The sequence below is a fragment of the Paenarthrobacter sp. NPDC092416 genome, assembly GCF_044755025.1.
Classification (GTDB): Bacteria; Actinomycetota; Actinomycetes; order Actinomycetales; family Micrococcaceae; genus Arthrobacter.
Map to the genome: position 1 here is coordinate 535,913 of NZ_JBIVQG010000001.1, position 24,555 is coordinate 560,467.

General features: G+C 63.0%; 21 protein-coding genes. 18 read left to right on the top strand and 3 right to left on the bottom strand.

Features of this window, described 5'->3' with window-relative positions:
* Positions 1-37: 37 nt before the first annotated feature.
* Genes alr through ACIQC5_RS02390 form a run of 5 tightly spaced genes read left to right on the top strand, consistent with a single transcriptional unit; the run spans position 38 to position 4,242 of the window.
* Positions 38-1,279, top strand: coding sequence for an alanine racemase (alr, locus tag ACIQC5_RS02370; RefSeq protein ID WP_400278128.1), 1,242 nt, complete (start codon positions 38-40; stop codon positions 1,277-1,279).
* A complete protein-coding gene (gene tsaE, locus ACIQC5_RS02375) occupies positions 1,276-1,893 on the top strand; it encodes a tRNA (adenosine(37)-N6)-threonylcarbamoyltransferase complex ATPase subunit type 1 TsaE (protein ID WP_400278129.1) in 618 nt (205 codons plus the stop codon). The genes alr and tsaE overlap by 4 nt, the downstream gene beginning before the upstream one ends.
* Positions 1,893-2,564 (top strand): tRNA (adenosine(37)-N6)-threonylcarbamoyltransferase complex dimerization subunit type 1 TsaB, encoded by a 672-nt coding sequence (gene tsaB / locus ACIQC5_RS02380; protein ID WP_400278130.1) that lies wholly within the window; start codon positions 1,893-1,895, stop codon positions 2,562-2,564. The genes tsaE and tsaB overlap by 1 nt, the downstream gene beginning before the upstream one ends.
* On the top strand, positions 2,561-3,064 hold the full coding sequence (rimI, locus tag ACIQC5_RS02385; RefSeq protein ID WP_400278132.1) for a ribosomal protein S18-alanine N-acetyltransferase: 504 nt from the start codon (positions 2,561-2,563) through the stop codon (positions 3,062-3,064). Before tsaB ends, rimI begins: the two co-directional genes overlap by 4 nt.
* Positions 3,061-4,242 (top strand): tRNA (adenosine(37)-N6)-threonylcarbamoyltransferase complex transferase subunit TsaD, encoded by a 1,182-nt coding sequence (locus ACIQC5_RS02390; protein WP_400278133.1) that lies wholly within the window; start codon positions 3,061-3,063, stop codon positions 4,240-4,242. Before rimI ends, ACIQC5_RS02390 begins: the two co-directional genes overlap by 4 nt.
* A gap of 21 nt (positions 4,243-4,263) precedes the next feature.
* Here the strand turns inward: ACIQC5_RS02390 and ACIQC5_RS02395 are convergent, their stop codons facing one another.
* A complete protein-coding gene (locus tag ACIQC5_RS02395) occupies positions 4,264-5,415 on the bottom strand; it encodes a glutamate--cysteine ligase (RefSeq protein WP_400278134.1) in 1,152 nt (383 codons plus the stop codon).
* A gap of 253 nt (positions 5,416-5,668) precedes the next feature.
* On the opposite strand from ACIQC5_RS02395, the gene ACIQC5_RS02400 reads away from it, so the two are divergent.
* The 3 genes from ACIQC5_RS02400 (at position 5,669) to ACIQC5_RS02410 (ending at position 7,810) form a co-directional block, all read left to right on the top strand.
* Positions 5,669-6,721, top strand: a complete 1,053-nt coding sequence (locus tag ACIQC5_RS02400) for a GTP-binding protein (RefSeq protein WP_400278135.1) — start codon at positions 5,669-5,671, stop codon at positions 6,719-6,721.
* Between the two features lie 38 nt (positions 6,722-6,759).
* Entirely contained in the window at positions 6,760-6,882 is a 123-nt protein-coding gene (ykgO, locus tag ACIQC5_RS02405; RefSeq protein ID WP_011775528.1) for a type B 50S ribosomal protein L36, read from the top strand.
* A 115-nt stretch (positions 6,883-6,997) separates the two neighbouring features.
* Positions 6,998-7,810: a shikimate 5-dehydrogenase gene (locus tag ACIQC5_RS02410; protein WP_400278137.1), complete on the top strand. Its 813-nt coding sequence runs from the start codon at positions 6,998-7,000 to the stop codon at positions 7,808-7,810.
* Here ACIQC5_RS02410 and ACIQC5_RS02415 read toward each other — a convergent pair.
* Positions 7,807-9,051 (bottom strand): SAM-dependent methyltransferase, encoded by a 1,245-nt coding sequence (locus tag ACIQC5_RS02415; RefSeq protein ID WP_400278138.1) that lies wholly within the window; start codon positions 9,049-9,051, stop codon positions 7,807-7,809. The two genes, ACIQC5_RS02410 and ACIQC5_RS02415, sit on opposite strands and share 4 nt — an antisense overlap.
* 67 nt (positions 9,052-9,118) lie before the next feature.
* On the opposite strand from ACIQC5_RS02415, the gene ACIQC5_RS02420 reads away from it, so the two are divergent.
* The 6 genes from ACIQC5_RS02420 (at position 9,119) to ACIQC5_RS02445 (ending at position 15,483) form a co-directional block, all read left to right on the top strand.
* Positions 9,119-9,547 carry a hypothetical protein gene (locus tag ACIQC5_RS02420; RefSeq protein ID WP_400278139.1) on the top strand — a complete coding sequence of 143 codons (429 nt, stop codon included), beginning with the start codon at positions 9,119-9,121 and terminating at the stop codon, positions 9,545-9,547.
* A gap of 191 nt (positions 9,548-9,738) precedes the next feature.
* Positions 9,739-10,035: a co-chaperone GroES gene (groES, locus tag ACIQC5_RS02425; RefSeq protein ID WP_011775524.1), complete on the top strand. Its 297-nt coding sequence runs from the start codon at positions 9,739-9,741 to the stop codon at positions 10,033-10,035.
* Positions 10,036-10,118: 83 nt separating this feature from the next.
* Positions 10,119-11,732, top strand: a complete 1,614-nt coding sequence (gene groL / locus ACIQC5_RS02430; RefSeq protein WP_400278141.1) for a chaperonin GroEL — start codon at positions 10,119-10,121, stop codon at positions 11,730-11,732.
* A 188-nt stretch (positions 11,733-11,920) separates the two neighbouring features.
* A complete protein-coding gene (locus tag ACIQC5_RS02435; RefSeq protein ID WP_400278142.1) occupies positions 11,921-13,558 on the top strand; it encodes a LuxR C-terminal-related transcriptional regulator in 1,638 nt (545 codons plus the stop codon).
* Between the two features lie 528 nt (positions 13,559-14,086).
* Positions 14,087-14,380, top strand: a complete 294-nt coding sequence (locus tag ACIQC5_RS02440; RefSeq protein ID WP_400278143.1) for a hypothetical protein — start codon at positions 14,087-14,089, stop codon at positions 14,378-14,380.
* Positions 14,377-15,483: a flavin-containing monooxygenase gene (locus ACIQC5_RS02445; RefSeq protein WP_400278144.1), complete on the top strand. Its 1,107-nt coding sequence runs from the start codon at positions 14,377-14,379 to the stop codon at positions 15,481-15,483. The genes ACIQC5_RS02440 and ACIQC5_RS02445 overlap by 4 nt, the downstream gene beginning before the upstream one ends.
* Here ACIQC5_RS02445 and ACIQC5_RS02450 read toward each other — a convergent pair.
* Positions 15,452-16,384 carry a DUF389 domain-containing protein gene (locus tag ACIQC5_RS02450; protein WP_400278145.1) on the bottom strand — a complete coding sequence of 311 codons (933 nt, stop codon included), beginning with the start codon at positions 16,382-16,384 and terminating at the stop codon, positions 15,452-15,454. The two genes, ACIQC5_RS02445 and ACIQC5_RS02450, sit on opposite strands and share 32 nt — an antisense overlap.
* A 224-nt stretch (positions 16,385-16,608) precedes the next feature.
* Between ACIQC5_RS02450 and ACIQC5_RS02455 the strand changes: the two genes are divergently transcribed.
* The 4 genes from ACIQC5_RS02455 (at position 16,609) to ACIQC5_RS02470 (ending at position 24,506) form a co-directional block, all read left to right on the top strand.
* Positions 16,609-18,669, top strand: a complete 2,061-nt coding sequence (locus tag ACIQC5_RS02455; RefSeq protein ID WP_400278684.1) for an acyltransferase family protein — start codon at positions 16,609-16,611, stop codon at positions 18,667-18,669.
* Positions 18,666-20,774 (top strand): acyltransferase family protein, encoded by a 2,109-nt coding sequence (locus tag ACIQC5_RS02460; protein WP_400278146.1) that lies wholly within the window; start codon positions 18,666-18,668, stop codon positions 20,772-20,774. Before ACIQC5_RS02455 ends, ACIQC5_RS02460 begins: the two co-directional genes overlap by 4 nt.
* A 251-nt stretch (positions 20,775-21,025) precedes the next feature.
* Positions 21,026-22,537, top strand: coding sequence for an IMP dehydrogenase (gene guaB, locus ACIQC5_RS02465; protein ID WP_400278148.1), 1,512 nt, complete (start codon positions 21,026-21,028; stop codon positions 22,535-22,537).
* 91 nt (positions 22,538-22,628) lie between these two features.
* Entirely contained in the window at positions 22,629-24,506 is a 1,878-nt protein-coding gene (locus tag ACIQC5_RS02470) for an ABC transporter ATP-binding protein (protein WP_400278150.1), read from the top strand.
* The last annotated feature ends 49 nt before the right edge of the window (positions 24,507-24,555 follow it).

The window sequence follows — 24,555 nt, forward strand, 5'->3', positions numbered from 1 at the left end:
TTAACCCCACTTCACCGACAGCACTAGAATCTCTAGGGTGACTTACGAAGCAACTGCACACGCCGGGACCGGGGCCGAGGCCTCCGTAGCAAAGTCAGCGGTGTTGGAACGTTCCGCGGTGATCGACTTGGAGGCGGTCCGGCACAACGTCCGTCAGTTCGTCGGTATTGCTTCGCCCGCCGCCGTTATGGCCGTAGTTAAGGCTGACGCCTACGGCCACGGGGCCGTGCAGGTGGCGCGGGCAGCCCTCGACGCCGGAGCGGCCTGGCTCGGGGTCGCGCACATTTCCGAGGCACTCGGCTTGCGTGCAGCGGGCATCGACGCGCCGCTTCTTGCCTGGCTGCACACCCGCGAAAGCAACTTCGCAGCGGCAGTGGCCGCCGGCGTCGACGTCGGCATTTCAGGCTGGGAGCTCGACGCCGTGGTGGTGGCAGCCCGCGAGCAAGAACGGCCCGCACGTGTGCACTTGAAGGTGGATACCGGGCTGGGCCGCAACGGCTGCACGATCGCCGACTGGGACCAACTGGTGGGCCAAGCCATGGAATACCAGGATGAGGGCCTGCTGCGCGTCGTCGGGATCTTCTCGCATTTGGCGGTCGCCGACGAGCCGCACCGGCCGGAAACTGATGACCAGCTGGCAGTATTCCGTGAGGCCATCGCCATGGCAGAGGACGCCGGCGTGGACACCGAGGTCCGGCACATCGCCAACACCCCCGCGGCTTTGTCCCGGCCGGATTCCCACTTTGACCTGGTCCGCGTTGGCCTGGGGATCTACGGACTTTCCCCGTTTGAAGGTGCTACGTCCGCCGAGCTGGGCCTGCACCCGGCCATGACTGTCCGCACGCTGCTGTCCAACTGCAAGCAGGTCCCGGAAGGGCAGGGCGTTTCCTATGGGCTCAACTACCGGACCAGCAGCCAGAGCACACTGGGCCTCGTTCCGCTCGGCTACGCGGACGGCGTGCCGCGCATCGGCACAGGCGGACCTGTTCGAGTCAAAGGCGTCAATTATCCGGTGGTCGGGCGGATCGCGATGGACCAGATGGTGATCGACCTTGGCGAGCTCACGCCCGAGGCCGCCGCTGAATTCAAGGGAGCCGAGGCGGTCATGTTCGGCGACGGAAGCGACGGCGGCCCCACTGCAGATGACTGGGCCGCTGTAGCCGGCACCAACAACTACGAAATCGTGACGCGGATCAGCGGGCGCGTGCCCCGGAGCTACGTCAACGAGGCTCCGATCCCCGCGCACGCCAACGCAGCCGCCGGAACGGCCGCAAAGTGAGCGAACCGGTATGGGAATACTCGCTGAAGGTCTCGACGGCGGAGCAGACCCATGCGCTCGCAGCTGCTTTGGGCGGGGTGCTTGAGGCCGGTGACCTGTTGATCCTGACCGGAGAGTTGGGCGCCGGCAAGACAACCTTCACGCAGGGTTTGGGGGAGGGCCTGGGCGTCCGTTCCGGCATCATTTCGCCAACGTTCGTCCTGGTCCGGATCCACCCCAACCTTCCGGAAGGCCCGCGCCCCGGCGGCCCGGATCTGGTCCATGTGGATGCATACCGCTTGGAATCGGCGGCCGAGATCGACGACATCGACCTCGAAAACACCATGGACAGCGCCGTGACCGTGGTGGAGTGGGGCCGTGACCGTGTGGAGCACCTTTCAGACAGCCGGCTGGAGGTGGACCTTCACAGGTCGGTGGGTGGCCCAGCCTCGGTGGGTGGCCCAGCATCCGTAGGTGGCCCAGCCGCGCCCGCAGACAGCGCCGAATCTGCCGTTCTGGATTTCGATACCGATGACGACGACGAACCCCGCACCATTGTTTTCCGCGGGTTCGGCCCGCGTTGGATCCAGGCACCCGAGGTTTTGAAGACTACTTTCCCTGAAGGACGGGCCTGATGCTGATCCTGGCCATTGACACCTCGGCCGTGGCAAGCGCCGCGCTGATTTCCGATGTTGCGATGGAAGGCGTGGTGGACTCGTTTGCCACCGAAGACACCCGCAGCCACGCCGAGGTACTCGCTCCGGGGATCGAAAAACTGCTGGCCGACGCCGGAGTCTCCGGATCCGATATTGACGCGATCGTCACCGGCGTGGGACCCGGTCCGTTCACCGGCCTCCGCTCAGGAATTGCCACGGCGAGGACCTTGGCTTTCGTCTGGAACAAACCCCTCCACGGCCTCATGAGCCTGGACGCGATCGCACTCGAAGTCGCCGAGTCCACGTCCGCCGTGCCGGAGTTCCTGGTTGCCACGGATGCCCGACGCAAAGAGGTTTACTGGGCTCGCTACACCTTGGCCGAGGGGCAGCTGCCGGAGCTCGTTGACGGCCCGCATGTAGGTTTTGCTGCTGACCTTCCTGACCTTCCGGCCTTCGGGGCTGGCGCCGGGATCTATGCGGACGTCCTTCGTGCTGACGCCGGGTTCGCTCAGACCCAACCGGACGCGGCATCGCTTGGCCAGTTCGCCCTTGCCAGGCTCACGGCCGGCCAGGAGCTCCTTGACTCAACACCCCTGTATTTGCGGGAATCGGATGCCCAGGTACCCGGCCCGAGGAAGCGTGCACTGTGAAGCTTTCCCCACAACTCGAACTCGCCGGCGTTTCGCTGCGTGACATGAGCGTCACCGACGTCCCGGCCGTTGAAGTACTCGAGCGCCGACTGTTTCCCGTGGATGCCTGGCCGCTGCAGATGTTCTTTGATGAAATCGCCCAGACCGACACCCGCCGCTACGTTGTGGCAGAGGTTGCAGGGGAGATCGTGGCGTACGCGGGCCTGATGTGCATTGAGCCGATCGCGGACGTCCAGACGATCGCCGTCGTCCCTGAATTCGAAGGAAAGGGAATCGGTTCGGCGATTCTCGCCGAGTTGATCGACGAGGCCCGGCGCCGCCGCGCGGCTGACGTCCTGCTGGAAGTGCGGGCTGACAACCCCCGCGCGCAGCAGCTCTACCTGCGCTTCGGCTTCGAACAGATCCACATCCGTCCCCGCTACTACCGCGACGGCACGGACGCCTTGATCATGAGACTCCCACTCAACGATCCTCAATCCCAGCAAGGAGACACGGCGTGAGCGGCCCCCAACCAGCACTGCCGAAGCAGCCATTGGTGCTCGGCATCGAGTCGTCCTGCGACGAGACCGGTGTGGGCATTGTCCGCGGGACCACGCTGCTGACCAACACGGTGTCCTCGTCCATGGACGAACACGTCCGTTTCGGCGGCGTTATTCCGGAGATCGCATCACGGGCCCACTTGGACGCCTTTGTGCCGACGCTCCAGGAGTCTCTGCACGAAGCCGGGGTCACCCTGGACGAGATCGACGCGATCGCTGTCACCTCAGGACCCGGGCTTGCGGGTGCTCTGATGGTTGGCGTCTGCGCCGCCAAGGCACTGGCTGTCGCCACGGGGAAGCCGCTCTATGCGATCAATCACTTGGTGGCGCACGTCGGCGTCGGACTGCTGGACGGAAGGCCCACATCGGACGGAAGACCCGCTTCGGACGGAAGACCCGCTTCGGGTGGAACGCCCGACGCCGGTGCTGCCGCCGGCTTGGGTGCCGGAGCCCTCCCGGAGAACCTCGGTGCACTTCTGGTCTCAGGGGGACATACCGAGATCCTGCGGATCCGGAGCATCACGGACGACGTCGAGCTGCTGGGCTCAACCATCGACGACGCCGCGGGCGAGGCCTACGACAAAGTGGCCAGGATTCTTGGACTCGGCTACCCGGGCGGCCCTGCCATCGACAAGCTGGCCCGCACGGGCAACCCGAAGTCCATCCGGTTCCCGCGCGGTCTCACGCAACCCAAATACATGGGAACGGCGGAACAGCCAGGCCCGCACCGTTACGACTGGTCTTTCAGCGGCCTGAAGACGGCCGTAGCGCGCTGCGTGGAGCAGTTCGAAGCCCGGGGCGAAGAAGTGCCCGTGGCGGACATCGCTGCAGCTTTCCAGGAAGCAGTGGTGGACGTCATCAGTTCCAAGGCCGTCCTGGCCTGCAAGGAGAACGGGATCAAGGATGTGCTTCTAGGAGGCGGCGTTGCTGCCAACTCGAGGCTCCGCGAACTGACCGGTCAGCGCTGCACGTCTGCCGGCATTCGTTTGCACGTTCCCCCGCTGGACCTCTGCACGGACAACGGTGCCATGGTGGCAGCCCTCGGCTCGCAACTGATCATGGCCGGAATCGGGCCCAGCGGAGTGTCCTTCGCGCCGGATTCATCCATGCCGGTCACCACGGTTTCGGTCCCGGCTTAAGCCGCGACGGACCCTGGCAGATTAGGCTTCGGGGCCCTTGCGCATTTGCTGCACGAGGTCCATCACCACGGCCTGCAAATCGCCGTTGTGCTCCGCTGCGACGCGACGTTGGCGCTGGTAGCTGGCTCCGCGCTCAATGATCTTGAGGACGTCGGCGAGCTCTTTCGAGCAGCCCAGCTTGGCTGCCACGGGTTCCAAACGGGTGATCGTCCCGGCGAGGTGTTCGGTGACGAGCTGTTCGTTGCCTTCTGCATCCAGGATGATGATGGCTTCCATGCCGTAGCGAGCCGCCCGCCACTTGTTTTCCTGGACATGCCATGGCGGCATGGTGGGGATGGTGCCTCCGGCGTCGAGGATGGAGGAGAACTCATCCACCAAGCACTGGGTCAGCGCAGCTATGGCGCCAACTTCCTCAAGCGTGGCCAGGCCATCGCAGATGCGCATCTCAATGGTGCCCAGGGCGGCAACCGGCCGGATGTCCCAACGGATTTCCGAGACGGCGTCGATTACTCCAGTGGTAAACATGTCCTGGACGTAGGACTCGTACCCTTCCCAGGTTTCGAACTGAAAGGGGAGTCCCGCCGTCGGGAGTTGCTGGAACATGAGCGCGCGCTGGGACGCGTAGCCGGTTTCCTCGCCTGCCCAGAACGGGCTGGAGGCTGACAACGCCTGGAAGTGCGGGAAGTAATTGACGAGTCCGTCCAGAATGGGCAGGACCTTGTCCCGGCGGTCGATGCCCACGTGGACGTGCACGCCATAGATCACCATCTGGCGGCCCCACCATTGGGTGCGCTCGATCAGCTTGGCGTATCGCTCCTTGTCGGTGACCGGCTGCAGCAGGGGAGGGCTGAACGGGTGGCTGCCGGCGCAGAAGACCTCCACGCCCATGCCGTCGGTGACTTCACGAACGGCTGCGAGGGACCGGCTCAGGTCTTCTTTGGCGTCGTTGACCGTCTCACAGATTCCGGTAACGAGCTCAACGGTGTTGAGGAGGAGTTCGCGCTTGATGTGCGGGTGTTCGTCGTCCTCGTTGAGGTCGGGGTGGTTCGCCGCGACGCCCTTCAGGACATCGTTCGCGACGGAGACCAGTTCCCCTGTCCGTGCATTGACGAGCGCCAACTCCCATTCCACACCCAGTGTCGATTGCCTGGATGGCGCAAACTCAATCTGCACGTAGTCCCCTCATTTTGTTGTTGGCCGGACAGGATGCCCCGCTGCGGGGCCGTCAGCGGACGGCTCAAGTCTAATGCAGCCCCAGCCAACAGTGATTGCGCGGCCATTGAGATCCGCCAAGTTCCTTCAGTTGCTAATGAGAATGATTTGCAACTAAACTTTGGGAATGCACCTTTCCGTCATCAGCTCTTTGGACAGTCAATGTCGCGAAGCCGCCACTTCCAGGCTTGGGCGAACCCATAACAATTCCGTAGTGGTCCTTCATGACCTACTGGATGGTTCCCTGGTTTTGCGCCGGGTCTACCGGGACGGCCAGCTCTTCGAGCGGGAAACTACCGTGCTTGAGCACGGTTGCCTCAGCTGTACGGTTCGACTGGACGTCGTACCGACGGCGGAACGACTCGCCGCATGCGGGTTCGACCACATCGTCCTGGGCCTGCCGCCAGGCGTAGCTGCCGGTATGGCCGTCGCGGAACTTCGTCGCGGGCTCAGCCGGCCCGCGGTGATCGACAACGCGGTGCTGGCCTTGGACCCCGTGGATCTTGATGACCACATCTGGGATCGCCACACGTTGTTCGAATCCGGGTTCACGTCCATGCCCCAGGATGACCGCACCAGCGGCGAGTTCCTGATCGGCGAATTTGGGCACGTGGATACCGTGATGCTTCACCCGGGCCTGGGTGCCGAACTGTCCGGGGATCCCCGCGCTGGATCTGAAGTGTGGCAACAGGGTGTCCAGCTCTTGGGGCAGTTGGCTCCGCATGCCGCCGCCATTGGGGCCGAGGGCGGATTCCGTTCCGGCTGTTTCGACGGCGCCGAAGCGGCGGCCCGTACGCGGCCCGGCGTCGTCCGGGTGCCGCTGGATGACGCGCCAGGATCGTTTCGCACCGTGCTGCACAAGGCCGGCCGGCCGCTGCATCCGGGCCGATTCCGTGAAGCGCTTCCGAGGCTCGCCGCCGGATCGCATTGGCTTCGCGGGCGGCTGTGGATCGCTTCGGCAGCGAAGACCCGCATTGCTGTCCAAGGAATCGGTCCGCGCGTCTGGCTGGAAAGTACCGGAACGTGGCTGGCCGACGCCGGCGCCTCGGGTATCCGAGACGAGGCAGGGGTCGACGTCGACGCCGCCCTGGACTGGCACCCCACCTTCGGTGACCGCGGAACGGTACTGGCTGTCACTGGGCGGGCGGAAGATGTTGACGCCGATGAAATCAGGGAACTCCTGGACGGATGCCAGTTGAGCGAAGCCGAAATGGAGCTGGACTTTGACGCCTGGGACGATCCCCTGCAGCTCAGTGACGCCTTGTAGACCCGCCCCAACCACACCAAAAAACAAAGGAGAACACCATGAAAGTCCGGAACTCGCTGCGTGCCCTGAAGAAGATCCCTGGAGCGCAGATTGTCCGCCGACGCGGCCGCACGTTCGTCATCAACAAAAACAACCCGCGCATGAAGGCCCGCCAGGGCTGATCAGGTGGGCGTCGGGCCCGACCGTTCGGGCGCGGCGCCCATCCAATCCGCAGAGTGTGCAAATAAATATGACTTGTTAAGGTGAGCCTGCCCACGTCCGTTGTTTAATAGGGGCATGCCCATCTTGAACAAAGACATGTCCCTGTGCATTTCGCTCGCGGCCCGCCCAAGCAACATTGGCACGCGGTTCCACAACTACCTCTACGATTTGCTCGAGCTGAACTTTGTCTACAAGGCTTTCGCGCCGGCGGACATCACGCTGGCCATCGCGGGCATCCGCGGACTGCCGATCCGCGGGGCGGCGGTGTCGATGCCCTATAAGGAAGCGGTGATTCCGTTGGTGGATGTCATGGATCCCTCGGCCAAGGCCATCGATTCGGTCAACACCATCGTCAACGACGACGGCGTGCTGACCGCCTACAACACGGACTACATCGCGATTGCCCGGTTGCTCAAGGATCACCAGGTTCCCAGCAGCCACTCGGTGCTGCTGCGCGGCGCCGGCGGCATGGCGAAGGCGGTCGCTGCGGCGCTCCGGGACGCCGGGTTCACGGCGGTCACCATCGTGGCCCGAAATGAAACAGCGGGCCGCGCCCTCGCCGATCTGTATGGCTTCAACTGGCAGGACGACGTCAACGGCTCGACCGCGGACCTCATCATCAACGTCACGCCGCTGGGTATGGCTGGTGCGGATGAAACTGCGCAGTCATACGACGATGCCACCATCGCCGCAGCCAAGGTGGTCTTCGACGTCGTAGCCCTGCCCTCAGAGACGCCGCTCATCACCGCTGCCCGCGCGGCCGGGAAACCGGTTATCACCGGCGCAGAGGTCATTGCCATCCAGGCCGAAGAGCAGTTCGTGCTCTACACAGGCGTCCGTCCGTCCGCTGAGCAGGTCCGCGAAGCTTCGGAATTCTCCCGGCGCTAGGTCGCCGTTACCGGCTCCACAACAATGGCCACTCTTTCCTCGCCGATCCTGGTGAGGACAAGGGTGGCTGTTTTTGCCCCCTTTGACTTGGCTGACTTGCCCGACTTCCCGCCCGGGAGGAGTTGCTTGCGCAGTTCCTCTGGGGTGACCGCCGTCCCGCGCTTCTTGATGTCCAGCACGCCCACACCGTTGGCCTTGACCCACGCCTTGAGCGCCTTCACGTTGTACGGCATGACCTCGAGCACCTTGTAGGCACGGGCAAACGGACTGTCATGCAGCTCAGGCGCGCAGATGTAGGCGATATGTTCATCCACCAAGTGCCCGCCCAGCCGCTCAGCGATGTCGGCTACCAGTCCCGCACGGATCACCGCACCGTCAGGTTCGTAGAGGAAGCCTTCAACGGGCCCGACGGCGGCAACCGGTCCGCCGTCGAAGTCGTCACCGCTGGTGATCTCGGCTGCGCCCTGCGCGCCGATGACGAGCGCGGCACGCCGCACGCCCGGGCGGGCCACCGCGTTGAACCACAGCGTCACTTCGGTGACGTCGCCGCCCACGGAGACCCACTGGGCTTCGCAATGTGCGGGAACGGAATCATGGGGCATGCCCGGACCCATCTTGACCCCGATGGCACGGCCCGATCTCGCTAGATTTTCCACGAACGAAAGCGGGGGAGAGAAGTCTTCCGGATCCCAGATCCGCTTGGTTCCCGAGGTGGACGTGGTGCGACGCGCCGGATCCAGCCAGACGCCGTCGATCCCGTCCAAAGGCACGGCGGTGGCATCGGAGTGCACCACGGTGGCATGCGGGAACGGCATCAGGTTGATGGTGGCGCAGGCCGCCGTCGTTTCGTCCAGTTCCACGGCCGTGACGTTGATGTCCATGGAAGCCAGCGCCATCGAGTCTGCGCCAAGACCGCATCCGAGGTCGGCCACATGCGCCGTGCCGGCCTTGACGAAGCGCTCAGCGTGCCGCGCGGCAACGTTCAAGCGCGTTGCCTGTTCCAGGCCCGCCTGGGTGAACAGCATCTGGCGGGCAAATTCACCAAACTTAGCCTCCGCGCGCGTCCGCAAGCGGGACTGCGTCAGTACGGCGGCGACCAGCTCGGGGGAGTGGCCGGCCTTGCGGAGCTCCGCGTTGGTGCTGAAGGCGTCGGCCTCTCGATACGGGCCCAACGAGGCAAGAAGTTCCCATCCTTCAGTGGTCAGCAAGGGGGCAATCTGTTCCTGCGGTGCTTGAGCCATGAGATCAAGCCTACTGGCGTGCGTCGCAGGGAGGTGACCGGCGAATCAGCCCTATAGGGTTGTTTTTATGGAAGACAACGCAACTCCGCAGCCCTCCGAATCCAACAACTCCAACGGGAATGATCCCGATCCCGTCCGGGCGGCAGAGCGTGGTTCCCGCCGGTCTCCGGTTGCATACGCCCGGCCCGCATTGATTGCAGGCGCAGCGATCGCCGTTGTGTGCATTGCGTTGCTCATCATCATCTTTGCCTTGGATTCCTTCAATGCCGCCGCGTACTCCGTCACCGGCAAAAGCGTGAATGACGCCACCGACGAAGCCCGCGATATCAGGGAGCTCTACACCGGCGCCCGCATCGGAGGAATTATTGCGTTGGTGGTCTCCGGCGTCGTTGCCATAGCGGCCGCCGTGGTGCTGTACCTGAAGCGTGGAACGGCTCCGGTGGACGAAGATGACGACGGCGAAGATTACGACCTGGACGATCTCACCGGCCGGTGATGGCGTTCACCCACGACGAAATGCTGGCACTCACCTTGACCGAGTGCTAACGCCTTACATAGAGTCTAGTTAGCACTCTCCCCCGGAGGGTGCTAATCACGCCAGGCGTCTTCCGGCACCGCGACGACGGTTGCACGCCCCGGCACCCTAGTTCTTAGTCCATGAATCAGCTCATGAAAAGGAGAGTCCGAGTGTCGGTCTCGATTAAGCCTCTTGAGGATCGTATTGTTGTTCGCCCGCTCGAAGCAGAGCAGACCACGGCTTCCGGCCTGGTCATTCCGGACTCCGCACAGGAGAAGCCGCAGGAAGGCGAAGTTGTTGCAATCGGCCCCGGCCGCTTCGATGACAACGGCAACCGCGTTCCGGTTGACGTAGCTGTTGGCGACGTCGTTATCTACTCCAAGTACGGTGGAACCGAAGTCAAGACCGGCGGCAACGAGTACCTCGTTCTGTCCGCCCGCGACGTTCTGGCGATCGTCGTAAAGTAACTTCCTGGAGCCCGCGCCGCAGACACCGTTGGATTTTTCTGACCGTCAGCGGTGCGGGTTTTCCGTCTTGAAAGGACACAACCATGGCAAAGCAGCTTGCTTTTAACGATGCTGCCCGCCGGTCTCTTGAGGCCGGTATCGACAAGCTCGCCAACACTGTCAAGGTGACGCTTGGTCCGCGCGGCCGCAACGTCGTGCTGGACAAGAAGTGGGGCGCTCCCACGATCACCAACGACGGCGTCACCATCGCCCGTGAAGTCGAGCTGGACGACCCCTACGAGAACCTTGGTGCCCAGTTGGCCAAGGAAGTCGCCACCAAGACCAACGATGTCGCAGGCGACGGCACCACCACGGCTACCGTGTTGGCACAGGCTCTGGTCAAGGAAGGCCTGCGCAACGTTGCTGCCGGCGCCGCTCCGGGCGAGATCAAGCGAGGTATCGAGGTTTCCGTTGAAGCCATCGCAGCCCGCCTCCTGGAGAACGCCCGCGAAGTCGAAGGCACGCAGGTTGCCAGCGTGGCAGCAATCTCCGCGCAGAGCGACGAGATTGGCGAACTGCTGGCTGAAGCGTTCGGCAAGGTTGGCAAGGATGGTGTCATCACCATCGAAGAGTCCTCTACCACCCAGACCGAACTGGTCCTCACCGAGGGCATGCAGTTCGACAAGGGCTACCTGTCCCCGTACTTCGTCACCGACGCAGAGCGCCAGGAAGCCGTCCTTGAGGACGCCCTCATCCTGATCAACCAGGGCAAGATCTCCTCGCTGCAGGATTTCCTGCCACTGCTGGAGAAGGCCCTGCAGGCCAACAAGCCGCTCTTCATCATTGCTGAAGACATCGAAGGCGAAGCCCTGTCCACGCTGATCGTTAACCGCATCCGCGGCACGCTCAACGTTGTTGCCGTCAAGGCACCGGGCTTCGGCGACCGTCGCAAGGCCATGCTCCAGGACATCGCCACGCTCACCGGCGCCCAGGTTGTTTCCCCGGACCTCGGCCTGACCCTGGACACCGTTGGCCTCGAGGTACTCGGTACCGCGCGCCGCATCACGGTGACCAAGGACAACACCACCATCGTGGACGGCGCCGGCTCGGCTCAGGACGTGTCCGACCGCGTTGCCCAGCTCCGTGCTGAGCTCACCCGGACGGACTCCGACTGGGACAAGGAAAAGCTGCAGGAACGCCTGGCCAAGCTGGCCGGCGGCATCGGCGTGATCAAGGTTGGCGCAGCCACCGAGGTTGAGCTGAAGGAAAAGAAGCACCGCATCGAGGACGCCGTTTCTTCCACGCGCGCAGCCCTCGAAGAAGGCATTGTTTCCGGTGGCGGTTCGGCCCTCATCCACGCTCTCAAGGCACTGGACGAGTCCCCGGCCGTGAAGGCACTGGAGGGTGACGCGGCGGCTGCCGTGGGCATCGTCCGCCGTGCCCTTGTCCAGCCCCTGCGCTGGATCGCCCAGAACGCCGGATTCGACGGCTTCGTTGTTGTTGCCAAGGTTGCCGAGCTGGAAGCCAATCACGGCTTCAACGCCAAGTCCGGCGAGTACGAGGACTTGATCGCCGCTGGCGTGATCGACCCCGTCAAGGTCACCCGCTCCGCACTCCGCAACGCTGCTTCCATCGCTGCCCTGGTTCTCACCACCGAGACCTTGGTTGCTGAGAAGCCGGCTGAGGACGAAGACGCACACGCAGGCCACAAGCACTAGTTACCTGCACCAAGAGTCCCGGCCATGGTTCATGGCCGGGACTCTTTTTTGTCTCGGGCCTTGTGGTCTGCGCTTGGTCTTTGGTGCCACGCTGGTGCCCTTGTGACCGTACGACGGCGGCGGTACCCTGACGCTATTACGGCGGCTTGGGTGCGCCAACCGGGCCGCTCCCGGCCGCAAGGTGAGTCATGACGATGCCAGCCACAGCCTTGGATCTTGGACGCTCGGCGTTCTCCGAGCATCGCTGGAGCGATGCGTTGGACTGCCTTGCCCGGGCTGATTCCGAAGGCGGTCTGACTGCCCCGGACATGGAACTCGTGGCTTCCGTGGCCATGCTCCTGGGCCATGACGCTGACGGGGTTGAATACCTGACAAGGGCCCACCAGGAATTCCTGACCTTGGGCGACATGGCCGGCGCTGCACGGTGTGCGGCGTGGCTGGTTCTGTACCTCATGGATATCGGGGAACCTGCACGAAGTTCCGGCTGGATGTCACGCGCCCAGCATCTCATTGCCGGGATGGAAGAGCCCACCGAAGCGGAGGGCTATCTCCTCATCCCGGCCGCGCTCGGTGCGCTGTACGGAGGGGACCCCACCGCCAGCGACGAGCTGTTTGGCCGGGCCTTTGAGGTGGGCCAGCGATTCCATGACAGGGATCTCACGGCACTTGGCCAGCTCGGATTGGGCACGGCCAGGATCACGCTCGGCTTCCCGGATGAGGGACTGCAACTCCTCGATGAAGTGATGCTGTCCGTCACCGCCGGAGAGGTCTCGCCCATACCCTCCGGGATTATCTACTGCGCAGTGATTGGAAGCTGCAGGCTGGCCTTGGATGTCCACCGTGCCCAGGAATGGACGGCGGCCCTGGAACGGTGGTGCGGGGACCGGCCGGACATGGTGATGTTCAGCGGGCAATGCCAATCGCACCGCGCCGAGCTGTTCATCCTGCATGGTGCCTGGGACGATGCCTTGGCTGCTGCCCGCATCGCCCAGGACCGATCCCGCCGCGGTGATCCGGAAGCAGCGTGGGGCGCTTGGTACCAACAGGGTGAAGTGCTCCGCTTACGGGGAAGTTTGGAGGAGGCGGAGGCCGCCTATGCCAAGGCAGGGGAGACTGGTTTTGAGCCTTTGCCCGGCCTTGCGCTTCTACGCATGGCCCAACACAAAACGTCCCAAGCGCAAGTACTGTTGCGCCGAGCGATGTCCGGAGCTGATCCGGCAAACCGGTGCAGGCTGCTTCCAGCCGTTGTCCAGGTGGAGCTTGCAGAGGGCGACCTCGTCGCAGCCAGGGCAGCGGCTGACGAACTCGCCGCCCCGGTCCACGAAGCCAGCCGCCCTTTGGAACGGGCACTGGCAGCCCAAGCAGAAGCGAGCGTGCTCTTGGCCGAGGGGAGCCCCGAGGCCGCATTGATCTCGGCCCGGAAGGCGTGGCGTATTTGGTACAGCCTCGAAGCTCCGTACGACGCCGCCCGTTGCCGCGTACTCGCTGGAAGGGCTTGCGCAGTGCTGGGTGATCCTGACTCCGCCATCATGGAGTTCGAGGCAGCAAAGGGCGAGTTTGCTGAACTGGGCGCCCTACCCGCCGCCGCGGAAGTCCTCGGACTCACGGGGGAACGCCCCACCGGGCAGGATTCGCCGCTGACCGCCCGCGAGCTGGAAGTATTGCGGCTCGTGGCCGAAGGCAATGCGAACAAAGCCATTGCCCGATCGCTCTATCTCAGCGAAAAAACGGTGGCCAGGCATGTCAGCAACATCCTGACCAAACTGACCCTGCCGTCGAGGGTTGCCGCCACCCGGTACGCCTTCGAGCATCACCTGTTCAACTAACCCCCGGTGCTCTTTCACGTCCCGTCGGGTTTTGGGGTTCCCTCCCTCACGTCCCGTCGGGTTTTGGGTGTCCCTCTCTCACGTCCCGTCGGGTTTTGGGGTTCCTTCTCTCACGTCCCGTCGTCACTCCGGTGGTATGTGGACCGGGCGGGCGGCATTTGCCGTCGCGCGAGTCGGGCCAGCCGCTGGGAGCCTTTAGCGCCGGAGGAGTCCGTTCGATGAATCTCCAGAGTTCAGCTATTTGCTTCGCGGCAAAAGAAGGCGCTGATCTTCCAGGAACCTCGACCTCGGTATTCAGCCAACGCCTTTTGGTGCTCATCCCAGGCCGCCTGGCCCCGCTCCACGCCCGGCACGAAAACCTCCAGGCTGGAAGGGGGTGGGATGTGGGAGACCGTTGGCCCAAACGGTGTGGGATGTGGGAGAGGGATGAGCCAACGGGGCATGCGCAGAAATACCCATGCCCCCGCGCCCGGAAATGGGCCATTGTGCCGACGCGGCAGGCAGGGGTGGGCTCATAGCGTGGGCTTTATGAACATTCCACTGCTTGCCGGCACCGTATCCACCGTGCTCTTCGCCGCCAGCATGTTTCCCATGCTAATGAAGGCCGTCCGCACCAAGGACCTGGGATCTTACAGCGTCGGCAACATCGTCATCACTAATGTGGCCAACGCAGTGCATTCGTTCTATGTGTTCGACCTTCCCGCAGGTCCGGTGTGGCTGCTGCACTCGTTTTACGTCGTGGCATCGGCACTCATGCTCGTGTGGTGCCTGCGGTATCGGAAGGTTCCGGAAGAAGCAATCATTGAAGGGACAAAGCCATGACAACGAATCAGGATGCCGTACTGGACACGGTCATCATTGGAGGTGGGCAATCCGGCTTGGCACTGGGATATTGGCTGGCACGGCAGCACCGGGAATTCCTCATCCTGGACGAGAATGAAAGGGCCGGGGAGTCTTGGCGGCAGCGTTGGGATTCCTTGCGACTGTTTACCCCGGCCAAGTACGACGGACTGCCCGGCGCGCCATTCCCTGGGGATCCGCTGAATTTTCCAACCAAGGACGAATTGGCAGACTACCTCGAGGACTATGTGCGCCGCTTTGACTTGCCTTGGACACCGGGAGTGCGCGTCGATGGCCTTGCCTCGGACGGTGACGGCTTCCTTGTCAGTGCTGGGGAGAAGTCATGGCGCTCGAAGAATGTGGTGATCGCCACCGGAGGATACCGCGTTCCCAAGAGACCTGCGTTCGCCACAGAGCTGGAGGCGGGCATCGTCCAGCTGCACTCCCAGGACTACCGGAATCCCGCACAGCTGCGGCCAGGACCTGTGCTTGTTGTTGGGCTCGGTAATTCCGGCGCAGAGATTGCTGTGGAGGTGAGCCGTAGCCATCAGACCACTGTGGCCGGGAAACCGGGCGGCGAGCTGCCTGTTCGTCATGGTCGGGCAGCAGCGCGTTTCGTCCTGCCGGTGGTGCGTTTTCTGGGACTGCATGTCCTGACACTCAACACGCCGATTGGTCGAAAGGTCGCACCGGAGTTCACGTCGAAAGCGGCACCATTGATCCGGACCAGGACCAAGGAACTCCGGGCCGCAGGAATCGAAGTGTTGCCGAGGGTCTCGGGTGTCCGCGACGGCTTGCCTGTGCTGGACGGAGGACAAGTGGTCGAGTGCGCCAACGTCATATGGTGCACCGGGTACCGCGACGACTATTCGTGGATTCATGTTCCTGCACTGGACCAGGATGGAGGGTTACTGCAGAAGCGGGGCGTAGTGGACGCAGTTCCGGGATTCTTCTTCCTGGGGCAGGAGTTCCTGTTTGCCGCTGTTTCGGCAACGCTGCCCGGGGTTGGCCGGGACGCCCGCTATTTGGCCAGCCGTATCCCGGTACCGCACGTCACTTCAGCCCGAGCTTCGGCTTCTTTGTGATGATCCGGTAAAACACCAAGACCGCCGCAGCCGCCGCCACAATTCCCACAAGATTGAGGAGCAGCTGCAGCGCAGAGCCTGTGGCCTTGCTGTATTCGCCGAGGACCAAGGCCACGGCAACGAATCCGGCGGCCGGCACAGTGGTAACGGAAATGAAGACGCCTACCAAGGCAGAGGACCGGTGGCTGATCATGGACAACATTCCCGCCGCGCCGGCCAAGGCCGCGACGATCAGCGAGTAGGGGCCGGGATGGTAGATGAATTCGACGGCGGATCCACGGTCCAAGGTGTCGCGCGGGAAGAGACCCAACGGCACGGACAACCAGGCAGCCACAGCCGTCACAATCATGGCCAAGGGAAATCCAATGCCGAGGGCCAGGACAGCTGACCGCACCAGCCGCCACTTTCGTTCCACCAGCCCCACGGCCAAGGCTGCGAGGGGGCCGAATTCGGGTCCCACCACCATGGCACCGACGATTGCGATGGTGGAATCTGTCACAATTCCAATCGCGGCGAGTTGGGTGGCGATGACGAGGAAAGCCAGGAAGCTCCAAGTGAGCTTGGAGTCTTCGCCCGTTTGCCGGGACACCTCGTCCCAAATGACGGAGTCGGCAGATTCTCCGGGCGCGGAAGCCTCGGCGGCGTCGGCACGTGCAGACAACATGAGCTCGGGAGTGGAGACGGAGACGGAGCCAAGCTCCGGGACCTTAAGGGCGTGAAGTCTTACCAGCAGGTCTTCCACGGATTCACGGGCAATATGGGCGGTAATCACGTCTCCTGGAGGGACCACCGAGGCACCCTTATGACGGGCTACTTCGGCGGCTCCGGTTTGTTGCGAACAACATTCCAGCACCTCGTCGGACAACTCGGATGGAACGCACACGCGCAGCTGAACCATCATGGATTTGCCTCCTTTGTCAGGCTTCAGCGTAGTAGCCTGGCGCGCCAATCAGTGCGAAGCCGGCACAGGCCACGCATAGGAATCGCTGTGGAAATTCATAGCCAATACTGCGCTAATGGAGCCTCGGAAGGCGGTTTGAAGCCAACTCTCAAATGGGTTGAGGCCCTCAAAACGCGTATGATTGATGCTTTGTGCAACAGCTTTGAGGAATCGCCTACGTGACTATGCCAACGATCCAACAGCCCGCCCGTCCCAACAGGCGGGCTTCTGGACCCGTTGCAAAGTCGAAGTTCCGCCCCGAAATCCAGGGCCTTCGGTCCCTCGCTGTCCTCATGGTGGTTTCGTATCACATCTGGATCGGCAGGGTATCCGGTGGGGTGGATGTCTTCCTGCTGATCTCCGCATTCCTGATGACGCTGCAGTTCACGGGACGCTACAAACAACGCCGGCCGATGGATCTGCTGCGGCATTGGTTGCACCTGTTCAGGCGCCTGCTTCCCGCCGTCGTGGTGGTTCTTCTCGGCACTCTCGCGGCCACCTTCGCCTTCCTGCCCCCTACCCGCTGGGTTGAAGTAGTCCACCAGGCCTGGGCATCCCTCTTTTACTTTGAGAACTGGCTCCTGCAGACGCTGGCCGTGAACTACTACGCCACGGACCACAGCCTCGCGAGCCCGGTGCAGCATTTCTGGTCCCTGTCCATCCAGGGTCAGGTCTTCATCATGTGGCCGGTCATCTTCGCAACGATGGCCGTGATCTGCCGCAAATTCGATCTCCGTTACCGTGCATCACTGGCCTACATTTTTGCGATCATATTCGTGGCTTCGCTGACGTACTCCATCATTTTCACGGCCAATAACCAGGCTGTGGCCTATTTCGACACGTTTGCGCGCCTGTGGGAATTTGCGCTCGGCACGCTGGTCGCCTTGATCTTGCCGGCGTTGGACTTCTCCAAGCCCGTCCGGATTGTGATGGGTTGGGTGGGTGTTGCCGCCATGCTGAGCTGCGGTGTCCTGCTGCAGGTCCAGACGGCGTTCCCTGGGTTCGTCGCCTTGTGGCCCACGCTTGCCGCTGTCGCCGTGATCGCGGCTGGGCAGACCGGCAGCCGCTTCGGTGTGGACCGGATCCTCAGCTCCAAATTCCTGGTGAGGCTGGGCGACAACTCCTACGCCCTCTACTTGTGGCACTGGCCCATTCTGGTCATCGCTTTGGCCTGGAGCGGGAAGGACCACGCCGGATGGTTGTCAGGTTCGGTCATTGTGGCGGTGTCTTTGGGGCTGGCGTTCCTCACCACCAAATACGTCGAAAAGCCGTTTCGGGAATGGAAGTGGCCCGAGATGAAGCGCCGCCGTGCGGCTATTTCCATCGCTGTCTGCGTGGCCGTGGCGTGCGCGCCTTTGGTGGGCTTCCAGTACAAGCAATACCTGGACCAGAAGGCCGCGGAGGCGCAGGCGTTCAACGATAATCCCGGAGCACATGCCCTGCTGCCCGGCTACGTGGATCTGGTCGGTGACGGTGCCAAGACGCTGCCGACGGCCGAACAATTGCCGGAGGACTGGGCTCACCTTCCGAACTCCTGCGAGGGCGGAAGCCGGCCGGACAACGATTTGCTCCAGAAGAATTGCCAGCAGAACGACGTCGGTGCTGACGCCACCAAGAGCGTTGTGGTGCTCGGTGATTCCCATGCCCAGCAGTGGCTGGCGGCCGTGGGCCCCCTGGCTGAAGAGGAGCACTGGAAGGTCACCGCTCTCCTCCTGGGCGGGTGCCATTTCATGCCCGAAAATCCTGATGCCAGCGACGAATGCGACGATTTCAACGCAGCGGCGCTGAAATACGTCTCGGCCAACCCACCGGACGCCGTTTTCATGGTCGGTACCATGGCATCGCCGTCATCGCCTGATGAGCAGCTTGTGTACGGCTTCGAGCAGACGGTCAGCAACTTCAACGATCTTGGCATCCAAGTTGTGGCGATCCGGGACAACCCCCGGTATTCGTACAACGTGACCGAGTGTGCGCTGGCCAAGGGCGTGGACAGCGGCGACTGCAAGTCTGATCAGGCCGACGTTATCCCTGCAGAGAGCCCCTTCGCGGCGGTCTCAGGGGTTTTCGGCAACGCTTCCTTCCTGGACATGACCGATCTGCTGTGCGACGGCACGCAATGCCCAAGCGTCGTGGGCAACGTGTTCGTTTACCTGGATGACAACCACCTGTCCAAGACGTACGTCACGAGCATGGGGGAGATGTTCGACGAACGGTGGTTTGCCGCTACGGGGTGGGTGCGATCATGACCGAACGCGATACTGCAGCGACCGGACAAAAAACACCGGAACGCTCGACGGCGGACCGCGGCTTCCGGCCGGAGGTCCAGGGCCTGCGGGCCTTGGCGGTACTGATGGTCGCTGCTTACCATATCTGGCTGGGCCGGGTGTCCGGGGGCGTGGACGTATTCCTGCTTATCTCGGCGTTCCTGCTGACTCTCTCGTTCACGAGAAAGGTGGAAAGCGGCAAGCCGTTGCGGCTCGTAGGCCACTGGCTCCACGTCTTCAAGCGGCTGCTGCCGGCCGTCGTCGTCGTGCTGCTGGCGGTCCTGACCGCCACGTGGGCGTTGATCCCGCAGAGCAGGTGGCCCAATGTGCTTGCCGAGGCGTGGGCTTCGTTGCTGTACCGCCAGAATTGGCAGCTCGCGGAGTCGGCAGTGGATTACTACGCCCAGGACCATTCGGGTGCCAGCCCCCTCCAGCATTTCTGGTCTTTGTCTGTCCAGGGGCAGGTGTTCATCCTGTGGCCGCTGATCTTTGCGGCGGTGGCGCTGCTGCAGCCGTGGCTGGCCAAGCTCTTCCCCGGCGAGGGAGCCGGGCCCAACAGTGCAGGTCGCAGGTCAGTGAGTCATCGTGCTCTCTTGTCCATTGCGTTCGGCATCGTGTTTGTTGCCTCGCTGGTGTTCTCGATCGAGCAGACGGCACACAACCAGGAATTCGCGTACTTCGATACGCGTACGCGTTTGTGGGAGTTCGCGCTGGGCTCCCTGGTGGCACTCGCGCTTCCGTACCTCCAGCCCGGCAAGTGGCTGAGGGTCTTCTTGGGTTGGGCCGGTCTGGCCGCGATGCTGGCCTGTGGACTGGTCCTCACTGTTGACCGTTCGTTCCCTGGCTTCGTAGCACTCTGGCCGACGCTCGCCGCTGCGGCTGTCATCGTTGCCGGCCAAAGCAACAGCCGCTTCGGTGCCGACCGCCTGCTGAGCTCCAAGCCGTTGGTGCTGGTGGGCGACAATTCGTACGCCTTGTACCTGTGGCATTGGCCAGTCCTGGTGTTCTTCCTCCTTGTCACCGAGACCGCCACTCCGAACCTTCTCCAGGGACTCGGCATCATGGCGGTGTCGATGCTGCTGGCCGTTGTTACGACGCGCTATGTCGAGGTGCCGATGCGCCACTGGAAGTGGCCCGACGTGCGTTCCTGGCGCGCCGCCGTCGTGATCGTTGGCTGCGGTGCGCTGCTGGCGCTGCCGGTCACCGCCTGGCAGGGCGTGATCGCCGCCGAAGGTGCGGCCATCGCCGGCCAGCCCAAGGAGTTGACCCCTGGCGCGGCTGCATTGTCTCCCGAGTTTGCAGGCCAGCCCACCCCGGAGGCACTCATCATCCCTGCCCCTGCAGCCATGGATGACGAGTGGGCGGACATCGATGGTCTGTGCACAGGCAACAACGTTCCCTCGGATCCGCTGCTTGAAGGCTGCCTGCAGAACGATGAACCCGAGGTAGTTTCCAAGCGGATCGTGGTCCTTGGTGACTCGCATGCGCAGCAGTACATGGCGGCCCTCGGTCCGATCGCCAAAGAGCACGGCTGGGAAGTGGTGACGCTGCTCAAGGGCAGTTGCCGGTTCGGTGCCGAGTCTACGGAACGCTCCGCCGAGTGCAACGAGTTCAACAAGGCAAGTGCGCAGTACGTGATGGATCACAAGCCGGATGCGGTGTTTACGGTGGCCTCGCTGACGCATGCCACCGCCCCATTCGAGACGGAGGTTCCGGGCTACTTGGAGGGCATCAAGCCATTCACGGACGCGGGGATCGACGTCGTCGGGGTCCGTGACAATCCGCGGTTCAGCATCAACATGCCGGAGTGCGTCCAGAAGAAGGGGCCGGATTCGCCGGATTGCAACGCGCCCCTGGAAGAGTCGTTGGCGGCGTCGTCGCCTTTGGACGACTACCTCGGCAAGGTCGAGCGGCTCTACCTGATGGATATGAGCGATTTCATCTGCGAGCAGGGCACCTGCCCGGCGGTGGTGGGAAACGTCTATGTCTATAAGGATGACAACCACCTGACCAAGACCTACGTGCAAAGCATGATCCCCATGTTCGAGGAACGTTTGCTGGCAGCAACCGGCTGGGCGGAGCGGTAGCACCACTCGGCAGTTCAGCTGCCGTGGTCGTAGCAAACGTACGACGGCGGCCTGCCGCCAGTGCTGTTGCTCACACTCGGGCGTCCCGGAATATGGCGATCGCCGCGGAGGTTCTACTATTTATTCAATACTGGCACCACCTGATGCCTTGCAGTACCTATGCACAGGCCAGTCCCGTAATGACGGGCTGGTCATCAGTTGCAACCCCTACCAGTTAAGCCCCCCAGAACCCAGGTAAGAGGCGCACACTCATGACCCAGCCCGAACACGATCCCTTTGGCTTTGTTGGCCTGACCTACGACGACGTCCTGTTGCTTCCCGGCCACACCGATGTCATCCCGTCCGAGGCTGACACGTCATCCCGTATTTCCAAGCGCATCGCGGTACAGACTCCGCTGCTTTCTGCAGCCATGGACACGGTGACCGAGTCCCGCATGGCCATCGCCATGGCCCGCCAGGGCGGTTTGGGCGTGGTTCACCGCAACCTGTCCATCGACGACCAGGCTGAGCACGTTGACCGCGTCAAGCGCAGCGAGTCCGGCATGATCACCAACCCGCTGACCATTGGCCCGCAGGCCACGCTGCAGGAACTGGACGAACTGTGTTCCCGCTACCGTGTCTCCGGCCTTCCCGTAGTGGACACTGACGGGCGCCTGCTGGGCATCGTCACCAACCGCGACACCCGCTTCATTCCGGAATCGGAATTCCCGCTGCGCAGCGTCAGCGATGCCATGACCAAGATGCCCCTCATCACCGGGCACGTGGGCATCAGCCGCGAGGAAGCCTCGCACAAGCTGGCCACGAACAAGATTGAGAAGCTCCCGCTCGTCGATGAGCAGGGCCGCCTCAAGGGCCTCATTACCACCAAGGACTTCACCAAGGCAGAGCAGTACCCGCTGGCCACCAAGGACGACGAAGGCCGCCTGCGCGTTGGCGCTGCCATTGGCTTCTTTGGCGATGGCTGGGAGCGCGCCATGAAGCTGATCGACGCCGGCGTGGACGCATTGTTCGTTGACACCGCCAACGGCCACTCCCAGGGTGTCCTGGACATGATCACGCGGTTGAAGTCTGACCCGGTTGCAGCGCACGTGGATATCATCGGTGGCCAGGCAGCAACCCGCGAAGGCGCCCAAGCCTTGATCGACGCCGGTGCCGACGGCATCAAGGTAGGCGTTGGCCCGGGCTCCATTTGCACCACCCGCGTGGTGGCAGGTGTTGGCGTTCCGCAGATCACCGCCATTTACGAATCCGCCAAGGCAGCCATTCCGGCCGGCGTCCCCCTGATCGCCGACGGCGGCCTGCAGTACTCGGGCGACATCGGCAAGGCCCTGGTGGCCGGTGCGGACACCGTCATGCTCGGCTCCCTGTTGGCCGGCTGTGAAGAGTCTCCGGGCGAACTCATCTTCGTCAATGGCAAGCAGTTCAAAAGCTACCGCGGCATGGGCTCCCTCGGCGCCATGCAGTCCCGCGGCAAGAACACGTCCTACTCCAAGGACCGCTACTTCCAGGCCGACGTCTCCGGCGATGACAAGCTCATCCCGGAAGGCATCGAAGGCCGCGTCGCGTTCCGCGGTCCGCTGGCCTCTGTGGCCTACCAGTTGGTCGGTGGCCTCCGGCAGACCATGTTCTACACCGGTGCTCCTACCATCGCCGAGCTCAAGGCCCGCGGAAAGTTCGTCCGCATCACGCCGGCTGGTCTGAAGGAATCGCACCCGCACGATATCCAGATGACCGTCGAGGCACCGAACTACGGTTCCCGCTAGACGATTGAAGCTGTTCCCCGCGGAGTGATCCGCGGGGAACAGCTGTTTAATGCCGCCTCTGAATGTCGGTCCTTGGGAATAGGCTGAGGTCATGTCTGAAAAGCCCGCGGAACCACGGCATCCGGAGTCGGTCCGGCTGAGCAAGGCGCCGCCCCGCAAGCTGGCACTCCGGCCGTACGCGCGCGCCGTCGGACAGGTTTTGAAAGTCAGCTTCAAAGCCTCCCCTGTTGCCGTCATGATGAAGGTGGCCGGTTCGCTGATTTCGGCCACGTTGCCGCTGGTCACCACATACTTCGCCGCTCTGACCACCACTGCGCTGGCGGCAGGCTATGCGGGGGATCCTGACGCCGGTCCGCGGGCCGTTCTGTACGTCATCGTCACCGCGGCGCTGGGCCTGTTTTGGGGAGCGTTCAGCAGCGTTGACCGCTACATCCAGCAGCTCATGAGCTTCAAAGTGGGCGCGATCGTGGGCGACATGATGTACGAGCGCTTCCTGGCGCTCGAGTTCTGGCGCTATGACGACAAGGAAACAGTGGACCTCTACGACCGCGCCAAGCGGTTCTCGGACTCCTACGCCCGCGTCCTGGACCGGATCGCCGCCATCTTCACGCAGTTGGTTTCAGTGATTCTGGCCATCGGTGCGCTGCTGCTGGTCAGCTGGTGGATTGCCGTGATCGTGCTGATCGCGATTGTGCCCAGCGTGTATTTGCAGTTCAAGCTGTCGCGCGAGCAGATAGCGCATTGGAATACCCAAGTGGACTCTCGCCGGCAGCGCCGCATGATCGAGACCAACCTGCTACGGCCCCAGCACATCGCCGAGATGCGGCTGTACGGCATTGTGGGGTACCTGATGGACCTGCGGTCCCGGCTCCGCGACGCGGACGAGCGAAGGCGACTGGACTTCCAGAGGCGATACATCCCCAAGCAGTTGGCCGCAGACGCTTTGCAGTACGGTGCAGAGGTCGTTTCGCTGATCTGGGTGGTAGGACAGATCATCGCGAGGGCCCAGCCGGTAGGCCAGTTCCTTTATGTGCAGCAAATTGTGAGCCGGGCCTTGTCGACGGCCAATAACCTGGTGTCCTCACTGAGCTCCATCGATGAGGACCTTGCGAACCTCAAAGACTACGAGCTCTTCATGGCCTTGCCTGTTCCCAGCGGCCACGAGCCGCCGTTGGTGGAGTCGCCGTCCACCGTGGAAATGCGGGACATTCGCTTCAGCTATACGGGCAGCGACATTGAGGTCATCAAGGGGATCTCACTCACCATCAAGGCTGGCCAGCACATTGCGATCGTCGGTGAGAACGGTGCGGGCAAGTCCACCTTGATCCGTATCCTGGCGGGACTGTATCGGCCCGATTCCGGCCTGGTACTGCTCGACGGCGTTGACCTCACCGGGATCGATGTCACCAGCTGGCACAGGCACTTGGCGGTTCTGAGCCAGGAGTTCCTGAAATATGAATTCGCCACGGCGGCCGAGAACATATATCTCGGCGATGTGGACCAACCACGGGACGATCAGCGCATTAGGCGTGCAGCCTCCGATGCCGAGGCCATGGACTTCATCAACAAATTGCCCAACGGACTGGAAAACCACGTGAGCAACTGGATGGAGGATCCCCGCGGACGCAAGGGAAGTGGGCTGTCCGGTGGTCAATGGCAGCGGCTCGCCATGGCCCGCAACTTCTACCGGGACGCCTCATTCATGGTCATGGACGAACCCACGTCTGCCATCGATGCGTTGGCTGAGCACCGGATCTTCACACGTCTCTTTGCTGACCGCAGCAGCACCATCATCGCCATCAGCCACCGGCTGGCCACCATCGAAAAGGCCGATGTGGTCTACATGCTCGAGGACGGCCGGATCGCTGAGCAGGGTACCCATAAAGAACTGGTCGCCCTGCGCGGACGGTACTTCCGGATGTTCGAATCCCAGCTCACGGCAGACGAGACGAGCCGAAACACCCCGTAGTCCGGCGATCGGAACGAAGCCGGTGCCGTGCCCCGTGTGGGATAAACTC

Excerpts from the sequence above, each read along its gene's own strand:
- ykgO (WP_011775528.1), top strand. The coding sequence starts at position 6,760 with ATGAAAGTCCGGAACTCGCTGCGTGCCCTGAAGAAGATCCCTGGAGCG.
- ACIQC5_RS02415 (WP_400278138.1), bottom strand. The coding sequence starts at position 9,051 with ATGGCTCAAGCACCGCAGGAACAGATTGCCCCCTTGCTGACCACTGAA.
- ACIQC5_RS02420 (WP_400278139.1), top strand. The coding sequence starts at position 9,119 with ATGGAAGACAACGCAACTCCGCAGCCCTCCGAATCCAACAACTCCAAC.
- ACIQC5_RS02470 (WP_400278150.1), top strand. The coding sequence starts at position 22,629 with ATGTCTGAAAAGCCCGCGGAACCACGGCATCCGGAGTCGGTCCGGCTG.
- ACIQC5_RS02435 (WP_400278142.1), top strand. The coding sequence starts at position 11,921 with ATGACGATGCCAGCCACAGCCTTGGATCTTGGACGCTCGGCGTTCTCC.
- ACIQC5_RS02440 (WP_400278143.1), top strand. The coding sequence starts at position 14,087 with ATGAACATTCCACTGCTTGCCGGCACCGTATCCACCGTGCTCTTCGCC.
- tsaB (WP_400278130.1), top strand. The coding sequence starts at position 1,893 with ATGCTGATCCTGGCCATTGACACCTCGGCCGTGGCAAGCGCCGCGCTG.
- guaB (WP_400278148.1), top strand. The coding sequence starts at position 21,026 with ATGACCCAGCCCGAACACGATCCCTTTGGCTTTGTTGGCCTGACCTAC.
- ACIQC5_RS02460 (WP_400278146.1), top strand. The coding sequence starts at position 18,666 with ATGACCGAACGCGATACTGCAGCGACCGGACAAAAAACACCGGAACGC.
- groL (WP_400278141.1), top strand. The coding sequence starts at position 10,119 with ATGGCAAAGCAGCTTGCTTTTAACGATGCTGCCCGCCGGTCTCTTGAG.
- ACIQC5_RS02410 (WP_400278137.1), top strand. The coding sequence starts at position 6,998 with ATGCCCATCTTGAACAAAGACATGTCCCTGTGCATTTCGCTCGCGGCC.
- ACIQC5_RS02455 (WP_400278684.1), top strand. The coding sequence starts at position 16,609 with ATGCCAACGATCCAACAGCCCGCCCGTCCCAACAGGCGGGCTTCTGGA.
- ACIQC5_RS02450 (WP_400278145.1), bottom strand. The coding sequence starts at position 16,384 with ATGATGGTTCAGCTGCGCGTGTGCGTTCCATCCGAGTTGTCCGACGAG.
- ACIQC5_RS02445 (WP_400278144.1), top strand. The coding sequence starts at position 14,377 with ATGACAACGAATCAGGATGCCGTACTGGACACGGTCATCATTGGAGGT.